Source organism: Mycolicibacterium bacteremicum (genome assembly GCF_002086115.1).
Classification (GTDB): domain Bacteria; phylum Actinomycetota; class Actinomycetes; order Mycobacteriales; family Mycobacteriaceae; genus Mycobacterium; species Mycobacterium bacteremicum.
Map to the genome: position 1 here is coordinate 134,725 of NZ_MVHJ01000007.1, position 23,164 is coordinate 157,888.

General features: G+C 67.5%; 24 protein-coding genes. 9 read left to right on the forward strand and 15 right to left on the reverse strand.

Features of this window, described 5'->3' with window-relative positions:
• Nucleotides 1-6 precede the first annotated feature (6 nt).
• The 6 genes from BST17_RS10685 to BST17_RS10710 all read right to left on the reverse strand — a co-directional run bounded on the left by BST17_RS10685 (nt 7) and on the right by BST17_RS10710 (nt 5,781).
• Nucleotides 7-819, reverse strand: a complete 813-nt coding sequence (locus BST17_RS10685) for an NAD(P)-dependent oxidoreductase (RefSeq protein WP_083057760.1) — start codon at nt 817-819, stop codon at nt 7-9.
• Nucleotides 816-1,637 carry an NAD(P)-dependent oxidoreductase gene (locus BST17_RS10690; protein ID WP_083057761.1) on the reverse strand — a complete coding sequence of 274 codons (822 nt, stop codon included), beginning with the start codon at nt 1,635-1,637 and terminating at the stop codon, nt 816-818. The genes BST17_RS10685 and BST17_RS10690 overlap by 4 nt, the downstream gene beginning before the upstream one ends.
• A complete protein-coding gene (locus BST17_RS10695) occupies nt 1,637-2,491 on the reverse strand; it encodes an alpha/beta hydrolase (RefSeq protein ID WP_207573612.1) in 855 nt (284 codons plus the stop codon). The genes BST17_RS10690 and BST17_RS10695 overlap by 1 nt, the downstream gene beginning before the upstream one ends.
• A 61-nt stretch (nt 2,492-2,552) precedes the next feature.
• A complete protein-coding gene (locus BST17_RS10700) occupies nt 2,553-4,199 on the reverse strand; it encodes a thiolase C-terminal domain-containing protein (RefSeq protein WP_083057765.1) in 1,647 nt (548 codons plus the stop codon).
• Complete coding sequence (locus tag BST17_RS10705) at nt 4,196-4,489, reverse strand: ferredoxin (protein ID WP_165762264.1); 294 nt, start codon at nt 4,487-4,489, stop codon at nt 4,196-4,198. Before BST17_RS10705 ends, BST17_RS10700 begins: the two co-directional genes overlap by 4 nt.
• Before the next feature lie 8 nt (nt 4,490-4,497).
• Nucleotides 4,498-5,781 carry an NADH-ubiquinone oxidoreductase-F iron-sulfur binding region domain-containing protein gene (locus tag BST17_RS10710; protein WP_083057768.1) on the reverse strand — a complete coding sequence of 428 codons (1,284 nt, stop codon included), beginning with the start codon at nt 5,779-5,781 and terminating at the stop codon, nt 4,498-4,500.
• 20 nt (nt 5,782-5,801) lie between these two features.
• Here BST17_RS10710 and BST17_RS10715 point away from each other — a divergent pair, with 20 nt between their 5' ends.
• The gene (locus BST17_RS10715; RefSeq protein WP_083057769.1) at nt 5,802-6,263 is read left to right on the forward strand and encodes a hypothetical protein; all 462 of its coding nucleotides are present in this window, start codon (nt 5,802-5,804) and stop codon (nt 6,261-6,263) included.
• A 5-nt stretch (nt 6,264-6,268) separates the two neighbouring features.
• On the opposite strand, the gene BST17_RS10720 is transcribed toward BST17_RS10715, so the two are convergent.
• The 4 genes from BST17_RS10720 to BST17_RS10735 are packed head-to-tail and all read right to left on the reverse strand — an operon-like array spanning nt 6,269 to nt 9,827.
• Complete coding sequence (locus BST17_RS10720) at nt 6,269-7,159, reverse strand: alpha/beta fold hydrolase (protein ID WP_083057771.1); 891 nt, start codon at nt 7,157-7,159, stop codon at nt 6,269-6,271.
• Nucleotides 7,156-7,569: a Rieske (2Fe-2S) protein gene (locus BST17_RS10725; RefSeq protein WP_083057772.1), complete on the reverse strand. Its 414-nt coding sequence runs from the start codon at nt 7,567-7,569 to the stop codon at nt 7,156-7,158. Before BST17_RS10725 ends, BST17_RS10720 begins: the two co-directional genes overlap by 4 nt.
• A gap of 3 nt (nt 7,570-7,572) precedes the next feature.
• On the reverse strand, nt 7,573-8,718 hold the full coding sequence (locus BST17_RS10730) for an amidohydrolase family protein (protein ID WP_083057774.1): 1,146 nt from the start codon (nt 8,716-8,718) through the stop codon (nt 7,573-7,575).
• Nucleotides 8,715-9,827: an amidohydrolase family protein gene (locus BST17_RS10735; RefSeq protein WP_083057775.1), complete on the reverse strand. Its 1,113-nt coding sequence runs from the start codon at nt 9,825-9,827 to the stop codon at nt 8,715-8,717. Before BST17_RS10735 ends, BST17_RS10730 begins: the two co-directional genes overlap by 4 nt.
• Nucleotides 9,828-10,034: 207 nt before the next feature.
• Between BST17_RS10735 and BST17_RS10740 the strand changes: the two genes are divergently transcribed.
• Complete coding sequence (locus BST17_RS10740; RefSeq protein ID WP_083057777.1) at nt 10,035-11,057, forward strand: acyl-CoA dehydrogenase family protein; 1,023 nt, start codon at nt 10,035-10,037, stop codon at nt 11,055-11,057.
• Nucleotides 11,041-12,228, forward strand: a complete 1,188-nt coding sequence (locus BST17_RS10745; protein ID WP_083057779.1) for an acyl-CoA dehydrogenase family protein — start codon at nt 11,041-11,043, stop codon at nt 12,226-12,228. Before BST17_RS10740 ends, BST17_RS10745 begins: the two co-directional genes overlap by 17 nt.
• Before the next feature lie 82 nt (nt 12,229-12,310).
• On the opposite strand, the gene BST17_RS10750 is transcribed toward BST17_RS10745, so the two are convergent.
• From BST17_RS10750 to BST17_RS10770, 5 genes are all read right to left on the reverse strand, one after another.
• Entirely contained in the window at nt 12,311-12,649 is a 339-nt protein-coding gene (locus tag BST17_RS10750; protein ID WP_083057780.1) for a hemophore-related protein, read from the reverse strand.
• Between the two features lie 191 nt (nt 12,650-12,840).
• Nucleotides 12,841-14,208, reverse strand: coding sequence for a cytochrome P450 (locus BST17_RS10755; RefSeq protein WP_083057782.1), 1,368 nt, complete (start codon nt 14,206-14,208; stop codon nt 12,841-12,843).
• A 52-nt stretch (nt 14,209-14,260) separates the two neighbouring features.
• A complete protein-coding gene (locus BST17_RS10760; protein ID WP_083057783.1) occupies nt 14,261-14,452 on the reverse strand; it encodes a ferredoxin in 192 nt (63 codons plus the stop codon).
• A 34-nt stretch (nt 14,453-14,486) separates the two neighbouring features.
• On the reverse strand, nt 14,487-15,368 hold the full coding sequence (locus tag BST17_RS10765) for a mycofactocin-coupled SDR family oxidoreductase (protein ID WP_083057785.1): 882 nt from the start codon (nt 15,366-15,368) through the stop codon (nt 14,487-14,489).
• 17 nt (nt 15,369-15,385) lie between these two features.
• Nucleotides 15,386-16,087 carry an SDR family NAD(P)-dependent oxidoreductase gene (locus BST17_RS10770; RefSeq protein WP_083057786.1) on the reverse strand — a complete coding sequence of 234 codons (702 nt, stop codon included), beginning with the start codon at nt 16,085-16,087 and terminating at the stop codon, nt 15,386-15,388.
• Between the two features lie 222 nt (nt 16,088-16,309).
• Between BST17_RS10770 and BST17_RS10775 the strand changes: the two genes are divergently transcribed.
• The 6 genes from BST17_RS10775 (at nt 16,310) to BST17_RS10800 (ending at nt 23,161) form a co-directional block, all read left to right on the forward strand.
• A complete protein-coding gene (locus BST17_RS10775; protein WP_083057794.1) occupies nt 16,310-17,770 on the forward strand; it encodes an aldehyde dehydrogenase family protein in 1,461 nt (486 codons plus the stop codon).
• A complete protein-coding gene (locus BST17_RS10780) occupies nt 17,770-18,978 on the forward strand; it encodes a CaiB/BaiF CoA transferase family protein (protein ID WP_083057795.1) in 1,209 nt (402 codons plus the stop codon). The genes BST17_RS10775 and BST17_RS10780 overlap by 1 nt, the downstream gene beginning before the upstream one ends.
• A 30-nt stretch (nt 18,979-19,008) precedes the next feature.
• Entirely contained in the window at nt 19,009-20,184 is a 1,176-nt protein-coding gene (locus tag BST17_RS10785) for an OB-fold domain-containing protein (RefSeq protein WP_083057797.1), read from the forward strand.
• A 147-nt stretch (nt 20,185-20,331) separates the two neighbouring features.
• Complete coding sequence (locus tag BST17_RS10790; protein WP_083057799.1) at nt 20,332-21,501, forward strand: thiolase C-terminal domain-containing protein; 1,170 nt, start codon at nt 20,332-20,334, stop codon at nt 21,499-21,501.
• A complete protein-coding gene (locus tag BST17_RS10795) occupies nt 21,491-22,300 on the forward strand; it encodes an MlaE family ABC transporter permease (protein ID WP_083057801.1) in 810 nt (269 codons plus the stop codon). Before BST17_RS10790 ends, BST17_RS10795 begins: the two co-directional genes overlap by 11 nt.
• Before the next feature lie 3 nt (nt 22,301-22,303).
• Nucleotides 22,304-23,161, forward strand: coding sequence for an MlaE family ABC transporter permease (locus tag BST17_RS10800; RefSeq protein ID WP_083057802.1), 858 nt, complete (start codon nt 22,304-22,306; stop codon nt 23,159-23,161).
• The last annotated feature ends 3 nt before the right edge of the window (nt 23,162-23,164 follow it).

Consider the following 23,164-nt stretch of genomic DNA (forward strand, 5'->3'; position numbering starts at 1 on the left):
GTAACGCTAACTGTAGTCCTGTCCGGCTGGATGCGAAACCGCCAAATTGACCACCGGTTCAAGCACCCCCAGGTCGGCTCCGAGTTCGGCGACCGCGTTGCGCACGACGGTGACATCCTTGCCGATGAACTCCCGGACTGCGCCGATGAACGCCGCCGTCGACCCGGCACGCACGACGTTGTCCAGCACCCGGCTGGCCCCGCTGCCGTGCGGTAACGCCCGTAGTAGCGAGGCCTCGTCCACCCCGAGCCGGTCCGCCAGCCGCGCCGCCTCGGCCAGCAGCCCGATCTGCGCGGCGAAAAGCGTGTTGTTGACCAGTTTGACCTTCTGGCCCGCGCCGAGCGATCCGACGTGCACCACCGGGTCGGCGTAGGCCGACAGCACCGCGTGTGCTCGGGCGAGGGCGGTATCGGAGCCACCGGCGAACACGGTCACCCGGCCGGCGGCGATATCGTGCGGTCCACCGCTGACCGGCGCGTCGAGCACGCCGACATGCGGCGCCGCGGCCGCGATGGTCTCCACCGTCTGTGGGCTGCCGGTCGTGTGGACCACGAGCGCCGCCCCCGCCGGGATGGCGTCCAGCAGCGGCGGTGTCGCGACCGTGCGCACCTGCTCGTCGGTGAAGACGCAGATCACCACCACCTCCGCGGCGGCGGCCACCTCGGCCGGCTCGGACACCGGCGTCGCGCCCAGATCGGCGATGGCGCGGCGCTTGTCGTCGCTGCGCCCCAGGGCCAGGACCTGATGGCCCGCCGCGGCCAGCCGGCGCACCATCGGTGCGCCCATCCGGCCGGTACCGATGAAGCCGACGCGTGTCACGACCGTGGATGCTGCATCAGCTGCAGGGCGGCATCGGCGGCGTCGAACACCGCGCCCTCGGGCGCCGACGCGTGGCCCGCCAGCGTCGCGGCGTGCCGACAATCCTTCTGCAGCAACGCCCCGGCGATCGGGGCCAGATTGTCCAGCGATCCGCCGAACGCGGCGATGCTGCCCAACGCCTTGCTGGTGGCCGAGCCACGGGTGATCACCTCGCAGAGCCGTTCCCGCGGCACACCCAGGGCCTCACCGAGTTCCAGTGTGCTCATCGCGGCGCCCAGGTTCGCGGTGAACAACAGATTGTTCAGGATCTTGGCAACCTGGCCGCTGCCCAGCGGGCCCAGGTGCACGATCGGATCGGCATAGGTGGCGAACACCGGTCGCACCTTCGCCACGTCCGCCTCGTCGCCGCCGATCATCACCAGTAGGGTGCCCGCCTCCACCGCCGGCCCCCCGCCGCTGACGGGGGCGTCGATCACCGAAACACCCTTGGCCTCGGCCAATTCGGCGATCTCCCGGCAGGTGTCGGGGTGGATGGTGCTGTGGATGGCGATGATGCCGCCGGACGCCATCCCGGCAAGCACGCCGTCATCGCCGGAGAGCACCTGGCGCACATCGTCGTCGCCCACCACGCACAGGCAGACCAGGTCGCTGGCCGCGCCGAGTTCGGCGGGGGTGCCGGCCACCTTGGCCGCGGTGTCGGCATACGGTTCCACCGAGGCGGGCCGGCGCGCCCACAGGGTCAGCTCGTAGCCGCCCTCGACGATGCGGCGGGCCATCGGCCCACCCTGACTGCCCAGTCCGATGAACCCAACGCGCATCAACCAGCCTCCGCTTCTTCCGCGCCGAGACAATCCTCGACGAACGACAACACCCGACCGTGATAGGTCTGCGCCGACAGGCCGACGCTCAGATTGTGCCCGCTGTCGGGCATGTGGTTGACCGTTACCTGCGGCGACGCGGCGAACAGCCCGGTGATGGCCGCCAGTGCCTCCGCCGAGGTGTCCCACACCCGCTCGTTCCCGGCCACGGTGTACTGCACCGGAACCCGCACGCGGGCGGCGAGGTCCGCGAAGTCGCGGCGGGCCCAGTCCGCGGTCACCGCGGCCTCGTAGGCGACGCCCGGGGCCGACAGCGCGCCGGTCAGAACCTCGGGCGGATACAGCTCGGCAGGCTCCCACAACAACTCGCGCAGACCCGCCGGCCGCCGCGTCAATGTGGTGGTGCTCAATATCTCGGCGGCCTCGGGGCGGTAGCGCAGCCCGGTGCCCGCCACCTCCACCCCGATGACGTCATCGCGGTCGGCTGTCATCCGCAGTGCCAGTTCACTTCCCAGCGAGTGTGCGAAGAGGAACAACCCGGCACCGCGCGGACCGTCGGCCAGGATCTTGTCCACCGCGCCGAAGGCCAGCGTGACCCGGCGGGCCGGGTCGTCGAGCTGATCCTGATAGAGCGCCGACGCGCCGTAGCCAGGGCGGTCCAGAGCGATGACGGTGTACCCCGCTGCGGCAGCGGCCCGCAGCAGGGACAGCTCCGGATGGTCCGGGCAGTCGAAGTACACCGACGAGGTCGCCCCGCCGTGGATGGCGATGATGACCGCGCGCGGATCCGGCACGGCGGCGACGCGGGCCGACATCGGCACCGCGTCGACCAGCACGATGCGGTTGGTTGTCATTGCTCGGCCGCCGTTGGCTTCGATCCTCGCTCGTGCCGCGCTGCGATCCGCACTCGCGCGGCTAGCCATCGGTGCGCAGCAGTAATACGCCCGACGGTGTCAGACCGCCGCTGCTGACGACGGCGACGCGGGCACCGGCGACCTGCCGTTCACCGGCCTCCCCGCGCAACTGGGACACCGCCTCGTGCACCAGTCCCATTCCGTGGGTGCGGCCGTGGGACAGCTGACCGCCGTGGGTGTTGAGCGGGATGGTCCCGTCCCGCGCGATGGCGCTGCCGCCGTCGAGAAAGTCCTTCGCCTCGCCGATACCGCAGAACCCCAGCGCCTCCAGCCAGGACAGGCAGTTGAAGGTGAACCCGTCATAGAGCTGGGCGACATCGACGTCATCGGGCCGCAACGAGGTGCGGGTCCACAGATGGGCGGCCTGGCCGAGCACCTGCGGCTCGTGGGTGAGTGTGGTCTGGTCCCAGTCCGTGCGTTCGATGATCTGGGTGCCGACGGCCTCGAAGTAGACCGGTTTCTTCGGGGCGTCCGCGGCGGCGTCGACGGCGGAGACGACGACCGCGACCGCACCGTCGCACGGTACGTCGCAGTCGTAGAGCCCGAACGGCGTGGTGATCGGCCGGGCGCTGAGGTAGTCGTCCATCGTCATGGGATCGCGATAGATGGCCGTCGGGTTGAGCGCCGCATTGGCCCGCTGGTTCAGCGCGATCCAGCCGAGGGTCTCCCTGGTGGTGCCGTACCGGTGAAAGTGCCGCTGGGCGTTGAGGGCGAGCGTGTGTGCGGCCGAGGTGGCCCCGAACGGCGCCTGCCAGTTGTTGACCCGGGCGCCGCCGGGCGGGGAGACCTTGCCCTCCTTCATCAGCTGGTTGAAGGTGGCCTCCCACAGCGTGCGGAAGCACAGCACGTGCCGCGCCATCCCGGTCGCCACCGCCATCACCGCGGCGATCACCGAACCACCCGGTCCGAAGGTGTCCATGCCGCCGTTGATCCAGGTGGGCCGCAGGCCCAGGGCGTTCTCCAGGGCCGTGCAGCCACCCTCGCCCATCCCCATCGCATCCACGGCCGGGTAGGTCGACAGACCGTCAATATCGGCCAGCGTCAGCCCGGCATCGGCGATGGCGGCCTCGGCCGCCTCGATGGTCAGCGACAACGGCGAAACCATCAGCCGGCGACCGAGTTTCGACGCCCCGATGCCCGTTATGGCCGCGGCGTCCTCGAACTTGTCCTCGGTCGGCCGGGGGCGGACGAAGGTGGCGAAGTCCTGCGGGGCGATCTCGTCCTCAGGCAGCGGTGCGGTCTCGGGCTCGGCGGTCGGACGGAACAACGGCAACCAGACGTCGTCATGCTGCTCGAAGACCACCTCCACGACGCGGCCGAGTTCCAGCTCGGCGGGCTCGGAGCCGATGATGTTGGTGGTGAGCCGGACGCGCGGATCCTCCTCGATCGCCACCTGCGCGACGACGTAGGGGGCGGGCAGCCCAGGGATGGAGAATCGCTCGTTGACGGTGAAGGCCGACAGCACGGCGCGACCGGACACCTCGTGCGGGCTCAGGTTGTGGCCGGCGCAGTACCGGCACACCGGCTGCGGCGGGTGGATGAGTGACTTGCAGTCGTCGCAGCCCAGGATCCGCAACACGCCGTCGGCGCCGGAGGTCCAGAAGAACTCGTTGTCGAAGGTCAGTTGCGGCAACGGAAGTCGGCTCATCGGGTCATATCCCACTGTGCGGCATCGGCATCGGTGCGCAGGTTGTCCAGATCGGGCTCCTCCAGCGTGGGCTGTGGCGGGTCATCGGGGCGCCGCTCGGCGATCTCCAGGATGGCGTGTACCGGACAGTCCAGCAGCGCCCGCTGTACGTCCGCGCGGTCCTGCTCGGGAATGATCCCGTCACCGACCAGCACGGCGTACCCCCAGTCGTCGAGCGAGAAGTACTCCGGGGCATGCCGGGCGCAGATGCCGAACCCGTCGCACAGGGTCCGGTCGAGTTTGATCCGCATCGGGTCGCTCACAGGGACTCCACTTCGAAGGGCCGCAGTGCGTCATACGGGGTGGCACCTCCGCGTTCACCGGCCAGCAGGCGGGTGACGTCGGCACCGAACATCGCCAGCATGCTCGCCGCGATGTTGCAGGCGGCATCCAGCGTCGCGCAGGCACCGCGCCCGCGCAGCACCGTCGACCAGCGCTGCAGCCGGGCCACATCGTCGGCGTCGGCGACGCCGTCGCGTAGTGCCCGGGCCGCCGCCGCCATCGCCGCGGTGCCGTTGAAGCACGAGCCGCACTGATCGGCATTCTCCCGGTCGTAGTACGCCAGCACCGCCGCGCCGACCGCGACGGGGCATTCCTCGGTGATGACCGAGACTGCGCCGCAACCGAGTCCGCTGCCGGCCGCCTGCAGCGACGCATGATCCAGGGTGGTGTCCAGGATGCGCCGGTCCAGCATGCCGGCGAAGTACCCACCCATCAACGCGCCGCGCACCTGGTCGATGTCGATACCGTGGGAGATCAGCAGGTCGGCCGCGGGCACGCCGAGGGGCAGTTCGTAGAGTCCGGGCGGGCGGCCGCCGCCGGTGACGGTGGCCAGGTATGTGCCGGGGGAGCTGTCGGTGCCGACCTCACGGTAGGCCGCCGCCCCGTGCCGGTGCACGAACGGGAGATTGGCCAGTGTCTCGACATTGCAGACCGCGGTCGGCAGGCCGCCCACACCCTCCTCGAAGACGCGCGGCGGTTTGTCGGTCGGCTTGGCAGGTCCACCGTTGATGGCGCGCACGGCCGCCGATTCCTCGCCGGCCACATACGCCGGTGCCACGGTGCGCACGCCGACCGTCACACCGTCGAGTTCGCCGGCCAGTTCGGCGAGTGCGGCGTGTACGGCCTCGGCCGACGCCGGATCCGAGACATAGACGTGGGCATGCCGGGCACCGACGATCTGTGCCGCCAGCCGCAGTCCGTCCAGCACCAGGTGCGGACGGTTGCGCAGCAACCAGCGGTCTTTCACCGAGGCGGGTTCGCCCTCCTCGCCGTTGGCCACCAGCACGGTGTCCTGTCCGCGTGCCGATGCCCGGCGCACCGTGCTGAGTTTGACGGCCATCGGGAAGGCCGCGCCGCCCCGGCCGAGAACGCCGGCGGCGCCGATGTCCCCGAGCAGGCCCTGGGCATCCGACAGCGGGCGGTAGCCGCCCGAATCACGGTACTGCGCCAGCGTTTCGCGCCCCTCGTCGGTGCGCAGCAGGCGCGCCGTCAGACCCGGCCAGACGGTCACGGTCAGTTCGGTGTGCATCGCCGTACTCATATCCGGCTACCCTTCCCTGCATGCGGACGGCGGTGGTGCGGATCGGGGTCGACCCGGCGGGCGGTCTGACCGCCGAGCAATTGCGCAGCGGCAAGGCCGAATTGGTCAGGCTGGCCGTCGATGCCGATGCCCGGGTCATCGACAACGGGCTGGAGTATTCGCGGGAGGCCGAGATCCTGATGGAGGGCACCGATGCCGCCGTCCTGCAGGAGCGGGCGCTGTCGATGTGCGCGGTGGCCTTCGGCACCGACCCCGTGGTGGGGGTGCTGACCTTTGTCAGCCATGGCACCGATGATGACGCGCACGGCGTGCTGGCGGGTTTCGGGTTGACGGGCGAGGTGCACCGGTATCCCAGCGGCCAGGGCTGGGACGTGGTGGAGGTGACGTTGAGCCGCGCCGATCTGCGCCGGGTGCCGGAGAGCCGGATCCACACCGCGCTGGAGGCCTCGCTCAACAGCGAGGTGCGCATCGTGGTGACCTGAGTCCATCAACGCAGGAAGTCCAGGATCGGCGGCGCGGCCTGCACCCAGGTGTCGAAGAGGCAGAATGTCTTTCCGCCACTGCGGGCGAACTTCTCGCCGGCCCGCTCCCAGGCGTCCTCCGGCCAGGGTGGGTCGATCAGCGTGGAGCCCTTGATCAGGCAGCTCACCTCCAGCGAGGTGCGCTTGGGATGGTCCCAGTCGTTCGCACCGCCCCGGATGATCAGCGTGGGCACGGTGATGTTGTCGAACATCTCGTCGGGCACCCCGGGAATGGTCTGACCCGGCTTGGGCACGAAGGCGTTCAGCCAGCGCAGCATGACCTTCAGATAGGCGTCGGCGTCCAGGGCGAGCAACCGCTGCCGGTTGTCCGGATTCTGCTCGATGCGCTCCCGCCATTCGGGCACGTTGAGCAGACCCTCGGTGCCCAGGCCGCGGACGGCCAGGATGCTGGGGATCACGTAGTGACCACCGAGCACGAACGATCCGTAGACACCGCCGACGATGTTCCACACCACCAGTTTTTGGACGATCTCCGGGTACAGCATGGTGGTGAGCATGGAGTCGCGGGCCCCGCCCGAGCCGCCCAGGATGATGACCGGGCCGTCGTGCACCGCGGTCACCAGCTTGTACAGCGTCTCGGCGCGCATGTGCGATTCGCTCTCGCCGTAGAACTGCACGGCGGACTTGCCGCAGTTGGGCCGGTCCCACAGCAGCACCCGGTAGCCGCCGGCCACCAGCGCCTCGGCAAGCGGCCGCAACCCCGGGATATCCTTACTGAAGCGGCCACCCGGGGTCAGCGCGATCAGTTCCCCGGTATCGCCGAGGATCTCGTAGACGACGTCGCCGCCATTGATCTCGATGGATTGCTCACCGGGCCCGAGGGCCAACCCACTCATGCCTGCACCAGGACATCGTTGCCGACCACCCGGACCGGGTAGGTGCGGATGCTCCACTCGGGCTTGACCGCCGTGGTGCCGGTGGCCAGCTCGAAGCCCCATTGGTGCCACGGGCAGAAGATGAACTCCTTGTCGCGCACCATGACCGAGTCTCCGGGCACGTTCTCGTCGACGATGTTGAGTCCGCGTGCGCGTCCGGCGCACAACGGGCCGCCCTCGTGCGGGCAGTAGTTGGCAATCGCATAGAACGTGCCGTTGACGTTGTACACCCCGACGCCGTGGCGGCCGATGGGGACCAATTTGTGTGAGCCGTGCGGGATCTCGTCGACCGTGGCGACGACGTGTTCACGCCCCTGTGCCAATCGCGGTGCCAGCCCCGGTGCAGGTCGGGGCGTCTTCTCTTGCTCCATCGGTCAGAAGACCCTGACCTGGCCCTCGAGTGCCGGGACGGTATCCGGCACGTTCCGGTAGGTGGCCTGGGCATTGCGGAACATGATGGGCTCGCGGGCGTGGTCGGGCAGATGCTTGACCAGCCAACGTGGATCGTCGAACGTCCAGTGCGGGTAGTCGCTGCTGAACAGCAGGATCTTCTCGCATTCCATCCATTCGAAGGCCCGGGTCAACTCGGTCTTGTCCTCCGGGTAGTCCAGCGGCTGCGTGGTGAACTTGATGTGGTCCTTGACGTACTCGCTGGGCTTGCGCTTGATGTCCACCCAGGACTTGCGGGCTTCGTAGAGAGCGTCCATCCGCCACATCAGCGGCAGGATCCAGGTGAAGGCGTGTTCGACGAAGACGATCTTCAAGCTCGGGTGGCGGTCGAAGGTGCCGTCGAAGATCAGGCTCATCACCTGGTTGGCCGCCAGCAGCGAGTAGGTGACCATGAAATCGTGGTTGTAGCTGGGTAATCCGACCGGGGGCATGGGCAGCTCGTCGTAGTGGCTGCGGGACAGATGGCAGCTGACCGGGATGTCGTGCTTGGTCGCCGCCGCCCAGATCGGGTCGTACTTGGGGTTGCCCCAGGACGGGCGTGGCTCGGCCTTGATCAGGATCTGCGACATGAACGGGTGGTCGGCCCAGTTCTCGATTTCCTCGACGCTTTTCTCCGGCTCTTCGATGGCCAGGCAGATCGACCCGCGCCACCGCTCGTGCCAGTTGTTCTTGCTGTCCAGCCAGTGGTTGGCCTGCCAGTGGTTGAGCGCCACCGACATCGCGTGCTGGGCCTCCGGGATGCGGGCCGGGTACGCGGCGGGCTCCAGGATGCAGACGTCCGCGCCGGCCTCCATGATCAACTGCTTGAAGGCGAGTTCGGGATCGCTGCAGGCGAATTCGCCGTCGGCGGGGAAGGCGTCCAGGCGCATCGCGTAGGAGTGCGCATAGTCGGGGGCATCGTAGTAGATCTGGTCGCCGACCTTGTGGGTGCCGAAGTACTTGCTGCGCCACGGCTCCGGGATGTACTGGCCGAGGTCGCCGGAGCGCGGCGCGGGATGGACATCGGAGTCGACGCAGCGCACCCCGATGCGCTCGGCGGCGGGCACCCGGGGATTGGCGGTGGTGGTCATAGGCGTGCCTCCTCGTTCGCGGTTACCCCGACTTCGATCCCGTACAGCGCAGCCGCATTGCGCCAGCAGAGCTTGTCGCGCTGCTCGGCGCTGTAGGCGCCGGGCACCGCCAGTTCGTTGAGCTGCCAGTGCGGGTAGCTGGAGCCGTACATCACCATGTCGTCTTTACCGGTGAAACCGGCCCATTCACCGGCGAATTCGACATCACCGGGGCCGTCGAGGCTGCCCTCGACGAAGAACACGTGTCCGGGCAGATAGTCACTGGGCATCTTCGGCGCCCACGGGGTCTGCTCCAGATGCGGACGGCCGAAGCAATCCATCCGCCAGATGAACGGGGTCAGCAGGTCGGCGGCGCCGTCGGCCCAGACGAACTTCAGCTCCGGCCACTTCTCGAACACGCCCTCGGCGATCATGTTCATCAGGTGATAGAGGAAGTTCAGCGCGGTGAAGCCGACGTACTGCTCGTAGGTGCGGGTGAGCCCGTTCGGGGTGGGCGGCAGCATCACCCCGGAGCCCACCTCGAAGTGCACGGCCACCGGCAGGCCCGCGTCCACGGCAGCCTCCCACAGCGGCCAGAACTGCGGTTTGCCATAGAGTTCGCGCGACTGCAGTGGGATGCCGAGTTGAACCACCCGCGGATGGTTTCGGTACTTGTCGATCTCACGCAGCGCGCCGGTGATGTCGTCCGGGTTGACCCGGATGGTGCCGCGGAAGCGCTCCCCGAACTCGGCATGCTCCAGCCAGCGGGTCACCATCATCTCGTTGTGCGCGGCGGCCAGCGCGGAGCCCAGATGACGGTCGGGCATGATGCCGCGGGTCATCGGATGCAGGATCGCGATGTCGACGCCGCGGTCGCCGAACAGGTGCTGGGCTGCCACCGCCGGGTCGGAGCCGGGGTACTGACCGTCGGGACCCTCTGTGCGCGGGGCATATTCGCCGCCGGGCGCGCCGTACCAGTCCATCTCGTAGTCCGGGAATCCCCGGCTGCGGAACGGTTCCTGCAGAAAGTTCCTGCGCAGGTCCTTGTTCGACTCGACGAAGATGTGCACGCTGGCATCGATCACGGGTGTGCGCACCACACCGCCCGCACCGTCCGGCAGGTCCCTCATGGACCCCAGTGTAGATCCTTGTTCTTCAATATCAAGAATATTGTTCTCCAGCGGATCGCTTACATCCGCGCTGGTGAGAGTGTCTGCTGGTCAGTTGCGTAGCGCCGGTGCGCTGGAACCACATAGTGAGAATTCGAGAATGGTGACGCCGCTGACGAGAATGGTATTCTCATGGCGACGGAACGAGGGAGAGGCGGGAGGTGCCGGATGCTTCTGGAGTTCGACGCTGATCAGCGGCTTTGGCAGGAGACGGTGCGTGATGCGGTGGGCAAACAGTGCCCCGCCTCGCTGGTACGCAGCATCGCCGAGGGGAAACACGACGGTGCCGAGCCGCTGTGGCGGTCCTATCTGGAGGCCGGCTGGACCGAGCTGACCGATCCGGACAACGCGGTCGAGCTCGCGATCGTGCTCGAGGAACTGGGCCGCGCCACCGACCCGACGCCGTTCCTGGCCACGCTGTCGCAGTTCGCGCCGTTGGCCGGTGACCGGTTCGATCCGAACACCGCAGGCGCCGCGGTCTACGACGGGGTCAGCGCGAACTGGTCGGTCGACGGCTGGATCCTGGACGGCACCTCGAAGTTCGTGCTCGACGGTGACCGCGCCGAGCGGCTCGCCGTGGTGACCCCGGCCGGGGTGTTCGTCGTCGACGCCGGCCTGGCCGTGACGCGGCGCCGCGACGTGTTCGATCCGGTGCTGCACGTGTCGGAGGTGAGTTTCGAGTCCGTGCGGGTCGAGGAATCCGACCGGCTGGACCTCGATCCGTCGGCCGCGCGCACGCTGGTCGAACGGGGGCGGCACATCGCCTTGATGGGCATGGCGATCACCATGGTCGGCGCCTGCCAACGGGTGCTCGATCTCGCGCTCGAACACGCCAAGAGCCGCTATCAGTTCGGGGTGCCGATCGGCTCGTTCCAGGCCATCCAGCACAAGGCGACCGATATGTACGTGGCGATCGAGCGGGCACGGGCGCTGTCCTACTTCGCCGCGCTCACCATCGCCGCCGACGACCCGCGCCGCCGGATCGCCGCCGCCATGGCCAAGGCCAGCGCGGGGGAGTGCCAGACCCTGGTGTTCCAGCATGGTCTGCAGACGTTCGGAGCCATGGGCTTCACCTGGGAGAACGACCTTCAGTTCGCGTTGAAGCGGGCCAAGGCCGGCGAGCTTCTGCTCGGTGGCGCCGCCCAACACCGCGCTCTCATCGCCGAGGAGTTTGATGCAACTCGAATTTGATCCCGACGTCGAAGAGTTCCGCGCCGAGTTCGCGGCCTTCCTCGACGAGCACCTGCCCTCTGCCGCACAGACTCTGGAGCGTCCGCGCTCGGTGTCGCACATGCCGCAGTGGGCCCGCGACTGGCAGCGACTGCTGTTCGACAACGGTTGGCTACTGCCCGCTCAGCCACCCGAGTTCGGCGGCCGCAACGCCACGGTGTTGCAGACCTACGTGCATCTGGAAGAACTGTGCCGTCGCCGGATCTACCACAGCTTCAACCCCCAGGGCGTCAACATCGTTGCCGCATCCCTGATCTCGTTCGGCACTGACGAGCAGAAGCAGAAGTGGGCTGTCCCGGTGCTGCGCGGCGAGAAGACCGCGTCGTTGGGCATGAGTGAGCCCAGCGCCGGATCGGACCTGGCATCGTTGCGCACCAAGGCAACTTTCGAGGACGGCCCAGAAGGCGGGGTCTTCGTCGTCAACGGACAGAAGGTGTGGACCTCCGGCGCACACGACGCCGATTGGTTGCTGACCTTCGTCCGCACCGATCCGGATGCGCCCAAGCACAAGGGAATCAGTGTCCTCATCATCCCGACCGACACCGAAGGGGTGGTGTGCCGGCCGTTCGCCGACATCTGCGGCGAGGACAACAAGGATTTCAACGAGGTCTTCTTCGCCGATGTCCGGGTGCCCGCCGAGAATCTCGTCGGGCCGCTCAACGGCGGCTGGAAGGTGGCCAACGGTTCCCTGGGCCACGAGCGCACCATGATGTGGCTGGGCTTCGCCGACCGGATCGCCAACTCCATCGGCGATTTCACTCCGTCCACGCCGCTGGAACGCGATCAGCTGGCCAGCACCATCATGGACTACCAGGCGCTGCGGTTGCTCGGGTCGGTCGGGCTGGCCAAGGCCGCCCGCGGTGAGGTCGACGTCGCGTCGGTGTCGGTGCCCAAGCTGCTCGGCGCCGAGGCCGAGTTGCGGGCATCGAACAATGCGCTCGTCGCGGCCGGTGCCGAGGGGTTGATCCATCCGTCGTTCAGCGGGCCGTACGCGCACATGAACCTGGACCACTACTACGCGAGCTGGTTCGAGCGGTATGCCCGCAGCTTCTCGGGCACGATCGCCGGTGGCACGTCGGAAATCCAGCGCAACATCATCGCCCAGCAGGTGCTCGGCCTGCCGCGCGGCTGAGTCCGCGCGACGACGTTCTCCCGACAACGAAAAACGTCCCGCCCTCCGGACCGGAGGGCGGGACGTTCTTTCGTTGAGCGGGTCAGTAGTTGTTGCAGGTACCCGCGAGGTTCTGCACGGCACCCAGGTAGCTCGCGGCGCCCGGGTAGGCGGCGATCTGGTTGACCGTATTCTGCCGCTCGGCCGGACCGGAGTTCAGGAAGGTCCGCAGCATGCCGAGCGCCATCGGCTGAGCGTTGAACTGGGCGGCCAGGTCGGGCTGCTGCGCGTTCATCGCGGCCATCACCTGGTCATACGTGCAGGTCGTGTTGACGACATTGCTGAGGTCGGGCTGGGCAGAGGCGATCCCGGCCGACATCGGCAGCGCGACCGCGATCCCGCCGATCACGACGGCCAGCTTCGTGCGCGACACCTTGAGCATGTGGTTTATACCTTTCCCCACCCGACTGATTCGGGCGACATCCTCCTTGTCGTGGAGGGCATCTAATTTGTTACACATCTTTGTGATCAAAAGGCTAACAGGATCGCCGTTGATCCATGCAAGTCCTTTACCCGGCAACAACGCTGCCAAAACGGCAGCGCATTCCCGCCGACGGTGGGGGCGGCGGCGGGTCACTTCCAGTCGATGACGGCCTTTTCCTTGCGCTCGGTGATCGGCCGGGCCAGTTCCTGTTCGTTGCAGATGCGCTGCAGATTGTCCAGCGTCTCGTCCAGGCCGGGGCCCTGTCGCTTGCCCGGGGTGAAGGTCGCCGGCAGGTTGCGCATGCCCTGGATCACGCCGATGGTGTCGTAGTGCACGGTGCCCTCGGGGTCGCACACATAGTCCGGCATCCGGTCCAGCACCGCGGTCAGCATCGACTTGAACACCGTGCGGGCGACGTTGGAGCCCACGCAGCGGTGTACGCCGATCCCGAAGCTGAAGTGCCGGTTGCCCTTGCGGTCCATGATCAGCTCGTTGGGCTGATCGAATACCGCCGGGTCGCGGTTGGCCATCGCCCAGGACAGCCACAGTCGCTCGTACTGCTTGAACTGCTGCCCCTCGACCTCGACGTCCTCGGCGAAGGTCCGTCCGTCGCCCGGCGCGGGGGTGAAGAAGCGCAGGAATTCCTCGGTGGCCGGGTTCAGCAGTGTGTCGCGGTCGCGGGAGAGCCGCTCGCGCTCGTCGGGATGCTCCCCGAGCCACTCCAGGGCGTGTGCGGTCAATGCGGTGGTGGTGTCGAATCCGCCGCCGATGACCAGGCCCAGGTTGCCCAGGATCTCCATATCCGGCGCCGGCTCGCCGTCGATGCGCAGCTGCAGCATGGCGTTGACCAACCCCGGCCGCGGGTTCTCCCGGATCTCCATCATGTTGTTGATGATGTCGATGCCCATCTCGCGGTGCTGCTCGTTGATCTTCTCGCGTTCCGGGGCATGCTCCGGGGTGTAGACCGAGGCGTGCGTGGGCTCGCTGTAGACCTTCCACTTCTTCAGGTCCAGGCCCATCATGGCCAGCGTGAACACCGCGGGCACCACGTTGGCCAGGTGGTCGACGAAGTCGATGCGGCCCGACTCGATGTGTTCGTCGAGGGCGGCGCGGGTGATCTCGTCGACGAACGGTTCCCAGCGCTTGATGGCCGCGGGGGACAGGTAGGGGTTCAGCGCGCCGCGGTAGGCGCTGTGCTCGGGCTCGTCCATCTCCAGGATGCCGCCGCGCACCACGGTGGCGCGGCTGGCCTTGGGGATGGTGATGCCCTTGAACGGCGTCTCACCGGAGATGTCGTGGTGGTTGGACACCACCGGGCAGCGGGCCAGTTCGAAGACGTGCTTGCTGTCGGCGGCGACCCAGTGCCCGTCGTAGACATCGGTCCACGCCAACGGGCACTTGGACTGCATCTCTTCGGTGATCTTCTCGAATTGCAGCCGGTATTCCGGGGTGTGCCGGTCGAAGTGGTAGGTGTTCTTCTTGCGGTCTTCGTCGGCCGAGATGTCATCGATGGTCATGGCTGGCTTTCTTCAGGCGCATTTCATGGCGTTGTCTGGCTGGGCGGCAGCGTCATTCGATGACGATGGCCTGTTCCGGGCAGGAGTGCACGGCCTCGCGCACCGCGTCCTCCTGATCGGCGGGGACCACATCCGAGGCGGGTGAGGCGTGGCCGTCGACATCGTCGAGTTCGAACGCGTCGGGCGCGATCATCGCGCACAGGGTATGGCCCTGGCAACGACTTCCGTCAACCGAAACCTTCACTGCGTCAACCTCTTTCGGTTCGTTCCTGGAAGCATCAGACGTGGTAGTCGTACCACTTGAGGTAGCCGCCGGCGTCGACGCGCAGCTGCATACCGGTGACGAAACGGGACTCGTCCGAGGCCAGCCACAGCACGGCGTTGCTGATGTCCTCGGGCTCGATGTAGTTGACCTTCATGGCCTGCTGCACGCTGAACACCGGTTCGGCGTCGGCACGTGTCGGGTTCTCCAGGTCCGGGCGGAACGAGCGGTACATCGGCTCGCTCTGCAGCATGTCGGTGTTGCAGTTGGTCGGGTGGATCACGTTGGCGCGGATGCCGCGCACGGCCAACTCGGTGGCCAGGTAGTGCACGTACTCCGAGATCAGCCGCTTGCTGACCATGTAGCCCATGCCGCCGGGGTCATTGCCCGGGTTGGGCTTGTTGTGCGCGTCCATCAGCGCCGCCGCGGAGGCCGTCGCGATGATGGAGGCGCCCTCGTTCAGGTGCGGCAACGCGACCTGGATGGCGTTGATGGTGCCGACGAAGTTGGTGTTGATCCCATCGGTCCACGCCTGCATGGCCGGCTGGCCCTTCATGGCCGCGATACCGGCCTGCGCGACGACGATGTCGACCTTGCCGAGCTCGGCCAGCCCGGCGTCCAGCGCGGCCCGCAGTTCGGCCTCGTTGCGGACGTCGGCCTGGGCGGTGACGATGCGGCGGCCGGTCTTCTCGACGTAGTTCTTGGTCTCCTCGAGATCCTCGGCGGTGGCCATGGCATAGCCGACGGTGTCGTAGTTCTTGCAGATGTCGACGGCAATGATGTCGGCGCCCTCTTCGGCGAGCCGGATCGCGTGGCTGCGGCCCTGGCCACGGGCGGCGCCGGTGATGAAGGCGACTTTCCCGGCCACCCGGCCTGCGCTGCTTCCTGTCGTACCCATGAATAGCCCTCTCGCTTCTAGGTGTTCCGGCCGCCGTTGACGCCCAGGATCTGTCCGGTGATGTAGCCGGCCTCCTCGGAGATGAAGAAGGCACAGGCCGCGGCGATGTCCTCGGGTTTGCCCATCCGGCGCACCGGGGTCTGCTCGATCTGCTTGGCGGTGTCGCCGAGGAAGCCGCGGTCTTCGGCCTTACGCAGCATCGGGGTGTCGATGAAACCGGGCGGGACGGCGTTGACGGTGATGCCCATGGGGCCGTATTCCAGCGCCAACGATTTGGTCAGGCCGTTGACCGCCGACTTGGCCGCGACATAGGGCGCCATGAACGGCTGGCCCGAATGCGTGCTGGACGACGAGATGTTCACGATCCGACCCCAGCCGGCCTCGATCATGCCGGGCAGCACGGCCTGGATGCAGTGGAAGGTGCCGTTGAGGTTCACGTCGATGACACGTTGCCACTGTTCGAAGGAGGTATCGGTGAACTTGCGGAAACTGTCCAGGCCGGCGGCGTTGACCAGGATCGTGACGGGACCGAGTTGGGCCCGGATGGCGTCGAGTGCGGAGTCCACGGCGGCCCGGTCGGTGACGTTGGCGATGAACGCATTCGGTGTATCCGACGGGTTCAGATCGAGAGTGGCAACGTGGTAGCCGTCGGCGCGCAGTCGGTCGGCGATGGCCCGTCCGATACCCGACCCGCCGCCCGTCACGACAGCATTCTTCACCTGCGAGCCTCCTAAGAATCGCCCTTCCGATTATGAGAACCGTACTCTCGGGTCGGTCGTTGTCGCAAGACTCGGCGTCTCGAATCCGGGAAACAAAAGTTCGGCGTCTCCATCGCGCTCGAACCATACGACTAGCGTGGCTACGCTTTCTTGCGTTCTCATCCACCGGATGTAGTATTCGCCGTTGATGAGAATGAAATTTCCATCACAGTGAGGAGCCCGATGTCCGAGACGTCCACGATCACCGCCAAGCGGATGCTGATCGACGGAAATTTGGTCGAGACGCCCAGCACCTTCGCATCATTGAACCCCGCCACGGGAGAGGTCCTCGGGCACGCCCCCGACGCCACGGTGGCCGATGCTGAGGCGGCCGTCGCCGCCGCCCGGCGGGCCTTCGACACCTCGGGCTGGGCCACCGATGTCGCGCTGCGCATCCGCTGCCTCGAACAGTTCCACGCTGCGCTGGTGGAACACCGTGACGAATTGGCCGCGCTGACCATCGCCGAGGTCGGCGCGACGCCGGCCCTGACCCAGGGTGCCCAGCTCGACCAGCCGATCGCGATCGTCAAGTACTACCTCGATCTGCTGCGTGACTATCCGCTCACCGAGGATCTCGGCAACGTCGAGGTCCGCGGGCAGCAGCACCACCGGTGGGTCGAGAAGGAGGCCGCCGGGGTGGTCGCCGCGATCATCGCCTACAACTACCCGAATCAGCTGGCACTGGCGAAGCTGGCTCCCGCACTGGCCGCCGGCTGCACCGTCATCCTCAAGGCCGCACCGGACACCCCGCTGATCACGCTGGCCCTCGGCGAGCTGATCGCCAATCACACCGACATCCCCGCCGGCGTGGTCAATGTCATCAGTGGCGCCGATCCGCAGGTCGGCGCGGTGCTCACCACCGCCCCCGACGTCGACATGGTGACCTTCACCGGCTCGACCCCGACCGGGCGCGCGATCATGGCCGCCGCCAGCTCCACCCTGAAGAAGGTGTTCCTGGAACTCGGCGGCAAGTCCGCGGCCATCGTGCTCGACGATGCCGACTTCGGCACGGCCGCGCTGTTCTCCGCGTTCAGCATGGTGACCCACGCCGGGCAGGGCTGTGCGCTGACCTCGCGGCTGCTCGTGCCGCGCAGCCACCACGACGAGATCGTGGAACTGGTCAAGACCAACTTCGGGCACGTCCGCTACGGCGATCCCAACGAGCCGGGCACCTATATGGGACCGCTCATCAGTGAAAAGCAGCGTGACAAGGTCGACGCGATGGTGCAGCGTGCCGTAGCGGCCGGGGCGACGCTGGTCACCGGTGGCGAGAAGAAGGGGCCGGGCTACTTCTACACGCCGACCCTGCTGACCGATGTCGACCCCGACAGCGAGATCGCCCAGGAAGAGGTCTTCGGGCCGGTGCTCGCGGTGATCGCCTATGACGATGACGACGACGCGGTGCGGATCGCCAACAACTCCATCTACGGTCTCTCCGGCGCCGTGTTCGGCAGTCAGGAGCGCGCCCTGGCGGTGGCCCGGCGGATCCGTACCGGCACCTTCTCCATCAACGGCGGCAATTACTTCAGCCCCGACAGCCCCTTCGGTGGGTTCAAGCAGTCCGGTATCGGTCGCGAGATGGGCAGGGCCGGACTCGAGGAATTCCTGGAGGCCAAGACCTTCGCCGTGCCGGTGGTGGGCTGATGTCCAAGCCACTCGACGGAATCCGGGTCCTCGAAGTCGCCATGTACGGCTTCGTACCGTCGGCCGGCGCGGTCCTGGCCGAATGGGGTGCCGACGTCGTCAAGGTCGAGCACGCCGTCACCGGTGATCCGCAGCGTGGTCTGCGGCAGACCGGGCTGTTGCGGGTCGACGGCGATCCCAATCCCAACATCGAGCACGCCAACCGGCTCAAACGCAGTGTCGGGCTGGACATGTCGGTGCCCGAAGGTCGGGAGGTGCTGCTGGAACTGGCCAAGCGGGCCGACGTGTTCCTGACCAGCTTCCTACCCGGGCACCGGGCCAAGTTCGGTATCGATGTCGACGACATCCGGGCGGTCAACCCGTCGATCATCTATGCGCGCGGCAGCGCGCTGGGCCCGCGCGGCGAGGAAGCCGGCAAGGGCGGCTACGACATGACGGCGTTCTGGTGCCGCGCCGGCACGGCCCGTACCATCACCCCGCCGGACATGCCGGGCATGATCGGCCCGCCCGGACCTGCCTACGGCGACACCATCTCCGGCACCAATCTGGCCGGAGGTGTCGCCGCGGCCCTGGTGAAGCGTGAGCGCACCGGGGAGCCGTCGGTGGTGGACGTCTCGCTGCTGGGCAGCGGGCTGTGGTCGATGGGGCACACCGTCGCACTGACCAACCACCTCAACGAGCGGATGGAGGCGTTCCCGCCGGGGACGCAGGGTTCGCCGTTCAACCCGCTGGTCGGGCTCTATCCGACCGCCGACGACCGCTACATCTCGTTCGTGATGATGCAGCCGACCAAGTTCTGGGCCGATGTCTGCCGGCACATGGAGCTCGAGGACCTGATCGACGACCCGCGCTTCGCGACGGCCGAGTCGATCGCCGAGAACACCGCGGCGGCCAACGAGATCCTCACCGCCGCGATGCAGAAGCGCACGCTGCCGGAATGGAGTGAGCGGTTCTCGACGCTGGCCGGGCCGTGGGCGCCCGTGCAGGACACCCTGCAGGCCGCGCAGGATGCGCAGATCCGGGCCAACGAATACCTGGTTCAGGCGGGAGATCTCGAACTGGTCGCCAACCCGGTGCAGTTCGATGTGGCCGCCCCCACCAGCGGTCCGGCCCCCGCATTCGCCGAGCAGACCGACGAGATCCTCCTGGAGCTCGGCCTGGACTGGGATCGCATCATCGAGCTGAAGACCGCAGGCGCCGTCACCTGACGGTTTCCCGGGAAGGTACGCAGACAGCCCATGCCCTACGTTTCGTCGATCGGCACCTACCTGCCGTGCTGGGGTACCCCCTGGCACCGGGTGCCCGGTGATGACGAGGACGCCATCACCCTGGCGGTGGAGGCGGGCCGGGCCGCGCTGGCATCGGGTGCGGCTGTCGAGCGGGTGGTGCTGGTGAGCCGCAACCTGCCGCTGGTGGAGAGCAGTAATGCCGCCGTTCTGCTGGCCGGGCTCGGACTGGACCCCGAACTGGAGGTCGACGAAAGGCTGGGCGGCGCACCGGCGGCCGCCGACGCCGTCAGCTCCGCGCGACCCCGCACCCTGATCATCGGGGTGGACCTGGACCCGGCGGGCGCGGCCGCGCTGGTGACCGCCGAACACGGCCTGCGGGTGCGCACCGCCGCCCGGGTGGCCCGCAGCCTGCCGGTCCGCATCCGTACCGAGGCCGGCGGTGTGCAGGACTACGGGGACCCGCGGCTGCTGCACGAGCGTGGGCTGATCGCGTCGTTGGAGGCCGCCTGGCTGGACACGCCGGTGGCAGTGGCCGGGGTCGGTCACGACCGCGCCGTCGAACTGTGCCTGCCCGGCCCGCCGCGGTTGCCGACCGTGGGTGCCAGTGCGGGCATTTTCGCCCTCGCCGGGATGGCCGAATCGGGCCGTACCGGTGCGCTGGTCGCCGTCGAACAGGCCATCCTGTCCGGGCTGACGGTCGGCGGCGGTACGGCGGTGACCCGTCGCCGTGAAACATCCGCGCGCCCGGTACCGACGTACTCCTATGTGAAGGGCACCGAGATCCCCATCTCGTTGGCCGCCTACGAGCGCGCCTTTGAGGCGAAGGTGCGTTGGGAGGCGGGAACCTTCACCGGCAGTGACGAATTGGATTTCCCGCCGCGCTTCCGAGTCGCCCGGGATGGCACGCTTTCCACCGACTACGCGTTGGTGCCGTTGCCGCGCACCGGCACCGTCTACACCGAGGTTACGGTGCACGTTCCGGTACCGGGGTTGCGGACGCCCTATTCGTTGGTGATCGTCGAACTCGACGGGGTGCGGGTGCGGGCGCTGGTCAAGGTGACCGGTGTCGAGCCCGGCGCCGTGGAGATCGGTGACCGCGGCCGGATGGCGCTGCGACGTGTCGCGATGCGCTCCGGGGTGCCCGACTACGGTTACGCGTTCGCGCCGGACGAGGCCGCGGCATGAGCGACGCGTGCGAGCTAACCATCGGTCAGGCCGGCGGCCGCCGGACCCGCGCGGTGACCGCATGACCGGATGCTGTGAGTTCGGCAAATATCGGCATCTTTACCGTAATCCATTCGATACGATCGCCGTCGCAACCGGGAGGAGGTCATGAGAAACGTCGCCGTCGTCGGCGCGGGAATGACCACCTTCGGGGAGCATTTCGCGCTCGGACTCAAGGATCTGCTGCCGCTTGCCTTCGCCGACTGTGTGCGCAGCATCGACAAGGGCCTGGACAAGTTCGATCTGCAGGCGGCCTGGTACGGCTCGATGGGCACCGCCGACGGGTTCCCGGCCGGGATCCTGGCGGACACCCTGGGGTTGCCGGACCTGCCCGTCACCCGCATCGAGAACTCCTGCGCCACCGGTAACGACGCGGTGCGCAACGCGTTGTTCGCGGTCGCCTCAGGGGCTTTCGACGTCGCACTGGTGATGGGTGCGGACAAGCTGCGCGATACCACGTCGGCGGACATGCTGTGGGAGTGGGAAGCGATGGCCAGGGACAAGGCCTGGGATTACCCGCTCGGATTGGTCGCCCCGGCGGGCTTCGCCCTGCACGTGCGGCGCTATCTGCACGAGTCGCCGGCCACCCGGGAGCACCTGGCGATGATCGCGGTGAAGAACCACCGGCACGGGGTGAGCAACCCCAAGGCCCGCTTGCGTTTTGAGATCACCATGGAGCAGGCCATGGCAGCGCCGGTGGTGGTCACACCGTTCCATGTCTACGACTGTGCCCCGCAGAGCGACGGGGCCGCTGCACTGGTGATCGCGGCCGAGGATGTGGTGGATCGTTTCACCGACCGCCCGGTGTGGATCCGCGGCGTCGGACTGGGGCTCGATTCGGTGATGCATCAGCACAAGGCCGACCTGACGACCTTCCCGGCGACGGTCCGGGCGGCCAAACAGGCCTTCGCGATGGCAAATATGACACCCGCGGATATTCATGTCGCCGAAGTGCACGATTTCTTCACGGGGATCGAGCTGATCAGCTATGAAGATCTAGGCTTCGCCGACAGGTTTGACGGATACAAACTCGCGGAGGCAGAAGTCACCAGCGTCGGGGGAGCGCTGCCGGTGAATGCCAGTGGGGGTCTGAAGACCAAAGGGCATCCGCCGGGTGCCACCGGTGTGGCACAGTGCGTTGAGCTGTTTGAGCAGTTGCGCGGCGAGGCGGCCAACCAGGTGGACGGCGCCCGAGTCGCGTTGGCGCACAACGTCGGCGGCCCGACAGCAGTAGCAGCGGTCACAATCCTGGAAGGACCCGGTGGGGATGGCAGGTAAGGGTCCGGACCGGTGGTCCCCCGGTATCTCGATAGCGCGTGGCGCCTCCGGGCCCATGCAGGCTGTCGGTGGTCTGTTCGCGATGAGCGCCGACGCCGTCAAGTATCTGTTCCAGCGGCCGTTCTTCTGGCGGGAATTCCTGGAGCAGGCCTGGTTCGTGGCGCGGGTGTCGCTGGGACCGACACTGCTGGTGGCGATCCCGTTCACGGTGCTGGTGTCCTTCACGCTCAACATCCTGCTGCGTGAGCTCGGCGCGGCTGATCTGTCCGGTGCCGGTGCGGCATTCGGCGCCGTCACCCAGGTGGGTCCGATGGTCACGGTGCTGATCGTGGCCGGTGCCGGCGCCACGGCGATGTGCGCCGACCTCGGCTCGCGCACCATCCGGGAAGAGATCGATGCGATGGAGGTGCTGGGCATCAACCCGGTGCAGCGCCTGGTCACCCCGCGGATGCTGGCCGCCGGCCTGGTGGCCCTGCTGCTCAACAGCCTGGTGGTCATCATCGGCATCCTCGGCGGCTACGTGTTCTCGGTGTTCGTGCAGGACGTCAACCCGGGCGCGTTCGCCGCCGGTATCACTCTGCTGACCGGCCTGCCCGAGGTGATCATCTCCTGCATCAAGGCCGGATTGTTCGGTCTGATCGCCGGTTTGATCGCCTGCTACCGGGGTCTGACCATCTCCGGTGGTGGCGCCAAGGCGGTCGGCAACGCGGTGAACGAGACGGTGGTCTACGCCTTCATGGCGCTGTTCGTGGTCAACGTGGTGGTCACCGCGATCGGCATCCAGATGACGGACAACTGAGTCATGGGAAACATCGCAGTCCTCAAGTCGACGTACCCGCGGCTGGCGCGCACAGTCCGACGCCCGATCCTGACCCTTGCCGGCCTCGGCGACCACACCCTGTTCTACGGGCGGGCCATCGCCGGAATCCCGCTGGCCGCCATGCGCTACCGCAAGGAGGTCATCCGGTTGATCGCCGAGATCTCCATGGGTGCCGGGGCGCTGGCGATGATCGGCGGCACCCTGGTGATCGTCGGTTTCCTGACCCTGGCCACCGGTGGAACGCTTGCCGTGCAGGGCTACTCGAGCCTGGGCAACATCGGCATCGAGGCCCTGACCGGGTTTCTGTCGGCGTTCATCAATGTGCGCATCGCCGCGCCGGTGATCGCCGGCATCGGGCTGGCGGCCACCTTCGGCGCCGGTGTGACCGCGCAACTGGGCGCCATGCGGATCAACGAGGAGATCGACGCGCTGGAGACCATGGCGATCCGCTCGGTGGAATACCTGGTGTCCACCCGCATCGTGGCGGGCATGATCGCGATCACCCCGCTGTACTCGATCGCCGTCGTGTTGTCCTTCCTGGCAAGCGAATTCACCACCACTGTGTTGTTCGGCCAGTCCGGCGGACTGTACTCGCACTACTTCAACACCTTCCTCAACCCGATCGACCTGCTCTGGTCGTTCCTGCAGGCGATCCTGATGGCGCTGGCGGTGCTGTTCATCCACACCTACTTCGGGTTCTTCGCCACGGGCGGGCCCTCCGGCGTCGGCGTCGCGGTCGGCAACGCCGTGCGCACCTCCCTGGTCGTGGTGGTCTCGGTGACCCTGCTGGTCTCACTGGCCATCTACGGCTCCAACGGCAACTTCAACCTGTCGGGCTAGGGG